General features: G+C 55.1%; 6 protein-coding genes. 2 read left to right on the top strand and 4 right to left on the bottom strand.

Going from position 1 to position 9,744, the window contains the following annotated elements:
* Positions 1–319: 319 nt before the first annotated feature.
* Complete coding sequence (locus GEI7105_RS0102165) at positions 320–1,702, bottom strand: phospholipase D-like domain-containing protein (RefSeq protein ID WP_158413144.1); 1,383 nt, start codon at positions 1,700–1,702, stop codon at positions 320–322.
* 37 nt (positions 1,703–1,739) lie between these two features.
* Here GEI7105_RS0102165 and GEI7105_RS38135 point away from each other — a divergent pair, with 37 nt between their 5' ends.
* Positions 1,740–1,919, top strand: a complete 180-nt coding sequence (locus GEI7105_RS38135; RefSeq protein WP_158413143.1) for a hypothetical protein — start codon at positions 1,740–1,742, stop codon at positions 1,917–1,919.
* A gap of 167 nt (positions 1,920–2,086) precedes the next feature.
* Here GEI7105_RS38135 and GEI7105_RS33045 read toward each other — a convergent pair whose 3' ends face one another.
* Together GEI7105_RS33045 and GEI7105_RS33040 are read right to left on the bottom strand one after the other, a co-directional pair.
* Complete coding sequence (locus tag GEI7105_RS33045; protein WP_017658846.1) at positions 2,087–4,234, bottom strand: sensor domain-containing diguanylate cyclase; 2,148 nt, start codon at positions 4,232–4,234, stop codon at positions 2,087–2,089.
* Between the two features lie 517 nt (positions 4,235–4,751).
* Positions 4,752–8,648 (bottom strand): sensor domain-containing diguanylate cyclase, encoded by a 3,897-nt coding sequence (locus GEI7105_RS33040; RefSeq protein WP_017658845.1) that lies wholly within the window; start codon positions 8,646–8,648, stop codon positions 4,752–4,754.
* A 44-nt stretch (positions 8,649–8,692) separates the two neighbouring features.
* Here GEI7105_RS33040 and GEI7105_RS36540 point away from each other — a divergent pair, with 44 nt between their 5' ends.
* Entirely contained in the window at positions 8,693–9,019 is a 327-nt protein-coding gene (locus GEI7105_RS36540) for a hypothetical protein (protein WP_144053639.1), read from the top strand.
* A gap of 47 nt (positions 9,020–9,066) precedes the next feature.
* On the opposite strand, the gene GEI7105_RS28685 is transcribed toward GEI7105_RS36540, so the two are convergent.
* A partial coding sequence (locus tag GEI7105_RS28685) for an HNH endonuclease (RefSeq protein WP_017658844.1) occupies positions 9,067–9,744 on the bottom strand: 678 nt, incomplete at its 5' end.

Here is a 9,744-nt window from a genome sequence, read left to right as displayed (position 1 = left end):
GCCTTATCTACTTTAGACTCATCTCGCCATAACCTTACTGCTTTGTTTCTGATAAACTGAGCAGTTCTTATGGCTTCATCTAAGGCTTTATATTGTGCCTTAGACCCATTCAACAACTTGGCTTCTCTTACTGTCATGGTTTTATTTTACTGGACTTTATTTTGGATAACCTTGTTTTTAACATAAGTTAACCGTCCTAGAAGGACGGGGCTTTAAACCCACTTTTTTTGGTAAATAAAATATTGATTTTTTATTCAATAATAGAAATGTAAATCCTTAAAATAAAAACAGACAGGGATGGGATCTTGTCGATCGACCTTCAGCGAAAATAGGAAATCGAGGACGGCTTGCTAACTGCGGGTTTCTCAGACGGACTCGAGATAGCAGAAAAAGAACGGCGTTCCGGGGGCGCGGGCATTTGACGGTTGGCGCGTCGTTGCAGTTGAGGGACGAGATCGAAGCGATCGACCAAATCCGAAACCACGTGGGGGTCGCTGGTGTAGAGTCCCACCTCTTCTTCGTCGTGGCTACAGAGCAAATGCCGTCCGCCGAGAAGCGCCCACTCGCGATCGCACGTGACTAGGCGATCGGCCGTTCCGAGGAGTTTGAGATCGAGGCGTTTGTAGCGTTTTTTCAGCCCGAGCAATTGGGGAAGCAACCGATAATGTCCTTGGGGGTCGCGGTCGATTTGATAGCGCCATCCACCGTCTTTGAGGGCGATCGGGCGAGAGGTTCCCCGAGCTTTACCGATATCGGCGCGGCGTCCCCACCCGATGCTGACAAAAAGATTTTGTTGCAGGGCTTCTTCTAACTGGGCTAAAAAGCGATCGCTGTGGGTTCCCTGGTGTTGCAGCCAAGGCGTCACGATCGCGACGTGTTCTTTAGCGGTTGTCAACGCCTGGTAGAGAAACTCCGACGCGTCGTCAGACACGAGACTGTAGGTATAAGGAAGTGCCGATTCCAGGCGGCGATCGATGCGCTCGAGCCAATGTCGAGCCGTGTGCGTCCGTAACTGTTTGACGGCCTTCGTCAACTGCTGGACTTGCGGCGTGATGAGGGTACTTTGACGATCTAAGTTATCGACGCGCTGCGTCAAACCCTCGACCTGTTGGCGGAGCGGTGCGATCGCCGTTTCGACCGCGTCCGCAGAGGTTCTTACCGTGGTGCGATCGCGATCGACTCGCAACGTCTCGAAATCGCTCCGCAGGCGATCGAGAGACGAATTGGTGTGGTGACTGAGATTGTAAACCCCTTGGCGCACGATGGCGAAAGCTTCTTTAATTTTCTCGCGATCTTCTTCTGTCGCGGCGATCGCCTCAGTCTGACGTTGTTGAACCTCCATTAACGCTTCGCTCAAACGGGTCACACAGCGTTCGATATCTACAATGCGATCGGCGATCGGCAGGGTTTGTAGGGAACTTTGCACCGCCTGTAAATCCGATCGCAGTTGGTTCGTTTGGACTGTGGCGTTCGAGCTTTGCTCGCGAATTTGTTGGAGGCGGCGCGATCGATTGACAATATTAAACGACAGCGCGAAAACCGGGGGAACGATGGCAAATACCAGTTGTTGAAACACGATCGCCAGAGCGACGCCGCCTCCCGAGGCAATAATCGAGGCGGTTTCGGCAATTTCCGTCCACGGTCGAGCCGAACGGGATTCGGCTCGGCGATCGAGATTGGGTAAGGGTATGGATTTGGCCATGTCGCTCTCCCCGCGCGTCTCGGGTGAATTATAGCAAATGCCGTTTCGAGAACTGTCGAGTTGGCGGGGTTGCAACCCGCACCAGATTCCCTCGGTCGATGAGGAGAAGCCTTCAGAGGATCGAACCTTGTTGGGAAATCTCAAACCCTTCTGTTTTCCCACCCCAAAAAACGAAACGCGATCGCATTTAACCCACATTCCACACTTCAAAATGTAGTATGTTCGTCCGATCTGTCAAAACTTTATGCAGAAAGCTTTATCAAGATCGCAAGTAAAAATACATACTACGCAAGTTGTTAAAATTTATTTTCAACAACGAAGGCTGTAATGTACTTTCTTCGTTAAAAATCCTGTTGTAGTATGCTTGTGGTGCGGAAAGTGGGTTTAAACTTCATCCGAGTGGGGGGCGCGGCCTTTCTCGATGCAGTAGCGATCGCGACCCTTCTGTTTGGCGCGGTAGAGGGCGAGATCGGCTGCGGCCACCAGTAACTCTGGAGTCGCTTCGGGAAACGGAACCCTCGTCGCCAAGCCCATACTGACCGTGACGAACGGCTGGACTGGCGATCGCTCGTGGGGTAGGTGCAAGCGGCGTAAGATCGATCTCACCATTCCGGCGACGTACACAGCCCCCGCTTCGTCAGTGTTGGGTAACACGATCGCGAACTCTTCGCCCCCGTATCGCGCCACGAGATCGGCCGGTCGTCGACTCGTCGTGGCCAGCGCCTGAGCCACTCGTTTCAAACACTCGTCGCCCGCTTGATGTCCGTAGCAATCGTTATAGTCTTTAAAAAAGTCGATATCGAGCAAAATCAGCGACAGCGGCGATTTTTCCCGAGCCAGCCGTTTCCATTCTTCCGCGATGTACTCGTCGAAGCGGCGTCGGTTGGCAACCTGCGTGAGTCCGTCGCGGGTTGCCAGTTCGCTCAGTTCGCGGTTGGCCGTTTTCAAACGGGTGTAAAGTTGAGCTTGTTGGATGGCGATCGCCAGTTGGGTCGCCAGTTGGGGCAGCAAGCGCACTTGGGAAGGCTGCCACGATCGCGCCTCGTGACATTGATGCGCCACGAGCAACCCCCAAACGTTCGGCGTTCCCGATTCGACTTCCAGGTCTCGCTCCGGCTCGATCGCAATCGGCATGACCAATCGCGCCCGAATCTCGAAAAATTCCAGCAACTGAAGGGCTTCGGGTTCGAGATCGGCGGTGTAGATGTCGTCGATGACCATCACCTGCCCAGAAAAATACTGTTGGTGCGATCGCTCCTCGATAATCCAGGGACGGTTCAGTTTCCAGCCCAGCATCGACGAAATCCCGTCGCCGAGAGATTCTCCGAGAACCTCACCGCTCCCGTCCGAATTAAACCGACAGACGATCGTGCGATCGGCGTCGAGGAAACGACGCAGGCTCTCGGTGGCACTATCTAAAATTTCGGGCAGTTCGATCGAATGTTGGATGCGGTTGGCCAGACGCGCGACCACTAACTCTCGTTCGGTTTGTTGGTGCAACGTTTCTGCAACCCGCAACCGATCTTCCTCGACGGCGATGGCGGTGGCGATCGTGTGCAAGAGGCGAGAGTCGTCGGGACGGGGTTGACGGTGGGGACGGTAAGTGACGCACAAGTGGCCGAGGATGGGGTTGCGGTGAGCCGCGCCATCGGTGGCAACGAACGGCTTTTGTAAGGGTTCAGCCGGTTGACAAATGGCAACACGCGTCAAGGCTGCCTCCTCCTCGGAGCGATCTCGACCGCAGCGCGTCACGAGATCTTGCGGGAGAAGGGGGTCTGTCACCCGGTTGTTGTCCGAACAACAAGATCGGCGATCGCAGCTCGAAGTCGAAGACGTGCAAGACAGAGAGGCGTTTCGGCTCAGGCTTTGGTAACAGGCACAGGTGGCATCGAGCTGGTCTCGAGCCAGTTCGACGAGGCGACGGATATTTTCTTGAGGACAACTGCTAAATCCGAGGAAACAGTCAAGAATTTGCTCGAGCCGTTTGTCGTTGAGATTCGGCTCGCTGAAAGTCTCACCCGTGCTGTCTGTCGGAACCACGACCTCGGACGCTGGGGTGAAAGGCGGTGGAATTTGCGTCAAAGTGACGGTCAGTCCGCCTCCTTGAGATGGAGGGCGAGGGGTGGCGGTGACCGCTAACCAGCGCAAGTGTCCCTTTTCCGAGATCAGACCGATCGCGCCATCGGTGACGGGACGCACTTCTCGCCGAGCGATGGCGGTGGGCAACTCTTCACGAGGAAACGGAGTGCCGTCAGGACGCACGATCTCGCGGCCGATGTCGTCGATGGAAGTCTCGAGTAGGTCGTCGAGGGGAAAATCGAGCAAGTGGGCGACGGCTGCGTTGGCCTGCACGATCTGACCGATCGCGTTGGTGATGGCGATGCCGACTGGTAAATGTTCGAGGGCGTGTTCGAGAGCGATATCGTCAGGTGAGAACGTCTTCTGAGACCAGGTAGAGAGAGGGTGGGACTGCCCCCCCACCCGTTCGGATTCGATCGACCGACAAACGTTTGAGTGTTTGTCTGTTGCCATAGCTGTTAATACCTATCTCCGCGTCCGTAATTGTTAAATCTAGGTTAAATCTAGATTGAAATTCAGCGATCGCTGGTGCGATCCCGAAATTTTTCTTATAGAGGTTTTGATGCAGCTGATAGGCAATTAAACTTAAAGTTTATGCTTTTTATATCATAAGCGATCGTCGATACAAAATTAGAGGAGTTACAGTTTTTTTTTACCCTGTTCTTAAACAAACGTTAAAAATAATATTTTTTTATGAAAAGGTGCTTAATTTTGTGTCGAATGGCAGTCGAGGTAGGCTTATTGCGAGAGATCGCGTATAACAAGAGTTGTCTAAAAAACGCGATCGCCTCCCCTCCACAATCTCCATCGGGCCGTTGCCAAACAACTCTTTAAAGCTGTCGTTCGAACGAAAATAACGACGCCCACCCCCCACCATCGTCTGGTTCGAGTCGAAGAGAAACTGCAAAATAGCAGTATGTTGCCGAGTCTGCCGTATGCTTCCGTCTCGGACGCTCTCGACAAGCGATCGCTAATCTGTAGGCTTCTCCGTCTGATGGCAACAGTAACGATTGCGTCCCCCTTGTTTGGCGCGATACAGGGCGCGATCGGCGCGATTGAGTAACAGGTCTGGCGTGGCCGCCTCTGGAGGCACCAAACTCGCCCCGCCCAAACTCAACGTCACCCAACCGCTGACCGTCGATCGCGAATGGGGAACCTTCAACTGCCTCACCGCCGTCCGAATCGCCTTCATCACCCGCACGACGCCGTCGGCATCGGTTTCGGGCAACACCACAACGAACTCCTCGCCACCGTACCGTGCCACCAACGCCTCCCGACTCGACACGGCGGTTTCGATGGTTGCGGCCACTTTCTTCAAACACTCATCTCCCGCTTGATGGCCGTAGGTGTCGTTATACGCCTTAAAAAAATCGATATCGCACAGGATCGACCCCAAGGGCTGACATTGCGATCGCGCCCGATGCCACGCAGTCGCCAGAAACTCGTCGAACTGACGTCGGTTTCCCACCTGCGTTAAGCCGTCGATGGTCGCCAGACGCTGTAACTCGTCGTTCGCGGCCTTCACCTGCTGGTACAGTTGCGACTGTTGCGTGGCGATGCCCACCTGAATCGCCAGTTGACGGACGAACGCCTCCTCAGACGAGTGCCACTCTCGAGTCTCGTAACACTGCTGCACGAGCAACAGTCCCCACAACTGTTCCCCTTGTAAAATCGGCATGACGAGCTGGCTACCGATATCGAACGCCTGACACGCCAGCGCGTCGAACGGTTCTGGCTGGAGGGGGGTACGGCTGACCTGACAGCTCTCGCCCCGTCGGTATCCTTGCAAACAAGCCCGATCGAATTCAAACGTCCCAGGGAAAGCCGACTGACAGTTGGCGGCGATCGATTCGGCGACGATTCTTCCGTGCGCTTCAGTATCCAAGCAACAGACCAACACGCGATCGCACTGCAAAAAATGCCGAACTTCATCGACGGTCGTTTGTAAAATCTCCGACAGTTCCAGAGAGCAATGAATGTGACGGGCGACCAAGGCGATCGCCCGTTCCTGTTCCATCTGTCGGCGCAGCGCCTCTTCGACTCGGTGCTGTTCCTCTTCGACGGCGATCGCCGAAGCGACGATTCCCAACACCCGCCGGTCGTCGTCGCTGGGAACGAAAGAGGCGCGATGGATCGAACATAGCGCTCCCACCAACCGAAACCCCGACGACGGCTGGCGATCGCGATCGCGGTGGGCTGCTGCTGCTGCTGCTGCTGCTGCACTGTCGCGAGTCCGCACGGTCTGACCCCATTCGGTGACGGTCGTTCCCCGCACGAACCAGTCGTTGTTTCCGGCGTTCAATGCGTTACGGGCAACGTCGATCGCCTCGAAGGTCGCGTCGAAGGGGGAGTTCGCCCACTGACACACCACCGTCAGTCGTGCGTTCTGCCAGCGACAGTAAGACACGCGAAACGCCCCGAGCAGTTCGCCGCACAAGGCGGTCAGGCGCTCGACGTTTTCCATCGGATCGTTGCCGAAATTCAAAAAACACTGATTGATCCGTTCGAGACGGGCTTCGGCTCGCTGGCGTTCGGTCACGTCTTTCCCCGTCGAGACGAAATTCACGATTTCGCCCCGTTCGTCTCGTATCGGAACGATCGTTTTCTGCTCGTCGAACAACTCGCCCGATTTGCGGCGGTTGGTAAATACCGCGTGGAACTCCCGGCCGCTGGTAATCGTCGCCCACAACCGATCGTAAAAGTGGCGGTCGTGTCGGCCGGACTTAAGCAAATTGGGGGTGCGACCGAGGGCTTCGGTTTTGCAATATCCCGTCAGACGCTCGAATCCCGAATTCACGTACACGATCGTCCCGTCGCGATCGGTAATAATCACGTCGTCGGCGGACTGTTCGAGGGCGCTCGAGAGTTGTTGCAGTCGGACTTCGGCTTGTTTGCGATCGCTGATGTCGAGTAACGTGCCGATGGCGATGCTATCGCGACCTCTGCCTCGGTTGACGGGGGAACTGTGCGCCAACACCCAAGCGATGCGACCGTCGGGACGGACAAAGCGAAATTCCCAACTCAGGGTTTCCGTTCGGATGCGGTTCCAGTGTTGGAAAAAGCCATCGCGATCGTCGGGGTGAATTGCCGACATCCAACGACCGTCGTAGACCGCCGCCAACGGCAAACCGACGATATTGCACCAGCGTTGGTTGACGAAATCGATGTGACCCCGTCCGTCTGTTTGAAAAATTCCCACGGGAGCGCCCGTCGTCAAGGTGCGATATCGGGCTTCGCGATCGCGTAGCGTTTCATAGGCTTGATTGAGGGCGATCGTGGCGATTTGCTGCTCGGTGATATCTTCCGTGACCCCGACGATGCGATGGGTTTCGCCGGTCTCGTCCCGCAGGGGAAAGGTACGGGTTCTCAACCAGCGTAGGGAACCGTTCGGCCGGACGATGCGGTATTCGATCGCTAAATCGCGCTCTCGCATATTCTGCAATTGCATCCAAACGGCCTCGCGATCGTCGTGGTAAACGCACTCGACCCACAAATTGGGTCGGCCATAGAACGCTTCGGCTGGGTATCCCCAAATCGCTTGACAGGCTGGACTGATGTAAATGGCTTCGTCGAACCCTCCTGAATAGAGGAAAAATACGTCGCTGATGGCTTCTGCCATTTGGCGGAAGCGTTCTTCGCTTTCCCGCAAGGCGTCGAGAACCTCTTGGCGCTCGGTCACGTCGATGGCAATGCCGAGGACTCCCGAGACTTCGCCGTCGACGACTAAGGGAAATGTCGTGGTTTCAAAGATATGTTGGCATCCGCTGGGATCTTCGAGGATTTCTGGGTAACGCGTTTTCGTTCGTCGGTTGCGCGAGACTTCCAAATCCGACGCCCGCCACTGTTGGGCGATTTCTGGAGACGGTGCCAGGTCGATATCTCGACGGCTGAGGATGTCCTCGATACTCCGACCGAAGAAATCGGCCGTCGCTTGGTTGAGCAGGAGATAAAACCCGTCTCGGTCTTTGGCGAAAATAGGGTGGGGGACGAGATCGATGATGTGGCGTAGAAAACGTTCGCTTCGAGCGAGGGAGTCGGCTAGATAAGTCCGGGCGCGTTCGGTGTCGTTTTCAATGCTGCGATCGCTGACGGTATGGGCGAAGCCGATGACGTTTCCGTCGGCGTCGTCGAGTCGCTGGAGAATCCCCCAAGTCCAGAGGCGATCGCCGTTTTGTCGGACTTGCCAGTGTTCGTAATCGACCTGACCGAGCGATCGCGCCTGTTGAAGTAGCGTTCGGGGGGCGTCGGGGCTGGAAAACAAACGCTCGAACGACGCTCCGACTATCTCTCTGTCTCGATAGCCGTAAAGGTGAGCGGCCGTCGCGTTCCAAGTGAGGACGCGCCCCTCGAGGTCGAGCGTGTAGACAGCAGTGTCGCGAATGCCTTCGGCGATCGCTCGCAAGCGATCTTCGCTGAGGTTTAAAGCCCGTTCGACTTGCAGCAAGTCGGTCACGTCCCGCCCGATAGCTTGGAATTCGACGAGTTTGCCGTTGTCGTCGAAAATGCCTTGGTTCGTCCATTGCAGCCACCGTAGCGTGCCGTGACTGTCAATAACTTGGTGTTTGTGAACGTAGGTGGGGCGCTCGGGGGAAATGGTCTCGAGCATCTCGGCAACGTTCGGGCGATCGCTCGGCGGAATCAGCGTTAGAAAGTTCGTTCCGATGAGGGTTTCGCGGGAACGCCCGAAATAATAACAGTAGCTGAGATTGACGAACGTTAGGGTACAGTCGGGTAAAAACCGACAGATACAATCGGCTTGGGTGTCTACGATAGCTAAATATCGCGCTTCGCTCTGACGCAGCTTTTCGACAACGAACTGATATGCCTGACTCTGTTCGGTTGTATTCCGCTTGGAATTGATATTCATCGACCTGACACCTTTGACGGTCTGAACGGACTTTGTCGGTACGAGTGCTGTGGGTTAGCGTTCTCCGAACGCGAGTCTGGGTCGGAGGTGGGCGGATAGCATCCCTTGGCGTTGACTCCAAACGCCGTACCTTCGGGGTCGTCAACTGTGCGATGCGAGTCGATCTCACTCGATCGCACTCACCTGTAAGCGTCGAAGCGATCGAACGGTCGGTTTGCCCGAATGCTTGTGACGATCGCGTCTGGGGGAGTGGTGTTGCTATTGCGCTCACGGATCTTTCTGCTCGAATCGCTCAGACAAAGCCCGTGACGGCCGAGGCTTCCCCATCTAAAATGCGGGAAGAGGACTCCCGTTATATCCGACAGGATTAGCGGGAGGGGAATTCCCGCCAACAAACGAACTGCCCGACAGGGCATCCTTATTTCGAGAATCTGTATTCATAGCCGTCTGATTGATGAACAGTCGTCAGATATTTCGGATGAACGTCAAAAGGTTTAACCCCAGCGTTCAGTCGAAAGGAAGGGCGAAACCGAATAGCAATCCGCCCCGTGTAATTTCCGGCGAATTTTCCTTGAGGAATTGTCGCCTTGACTATATCGCCGGTTTGGAAACCTTGAAAAGATTTGGCTTTCGGAGCGTGAGTTCTCGGAAAACCGTATCGATCGGAACGACATCGTTGCCGAACCCCGTGACCTTTGGCTGCAACGAGTAAAGGTTTCTCGACCGCGACATCTAATCGATCGGGAGTCGATTTCCCGACACAAGCAGCATCGAACCAGTGAGTTTTCGGCAAACCCAATCGAGTCCGATTAAACTTAGTCTGTCCGCCCGTTCCCACTTCAACGGGCAATCCAGTTTCTTTCAACTGTTGGTACAGCTTCCAGCGAGTTGCGTTGACTGCTGCCGCATCTTTTAACGGCGCTTTTGCCTGTTTCAAAATACGGTTGAGAACGGTCGGTTTGCCCGATAGAAACTCGCGAATATCTCGGTTTCCCTTAGCTTGGTTGCAAGTATGACAAGCCAGCGTTAGGTTAGAAACTCGGTCGCTCCCTCCCTGGGATTTGGGATGAATATGTTCGACCTCTAATGGTAGGTT

The organism is Baaleninema simplex PCC 7105 (assembly GCF_000332355.1).
Classification (GTDB): Bacteria; Cyanobacteriota; Cyanobacteriia; order Cyanobacteriales; family Geitlerinemataceae; genus Baaleninema; species Baaleninema simplex.
This window is presented reverse-complemented; position numbering and strand designations above follow the sequence as displayed.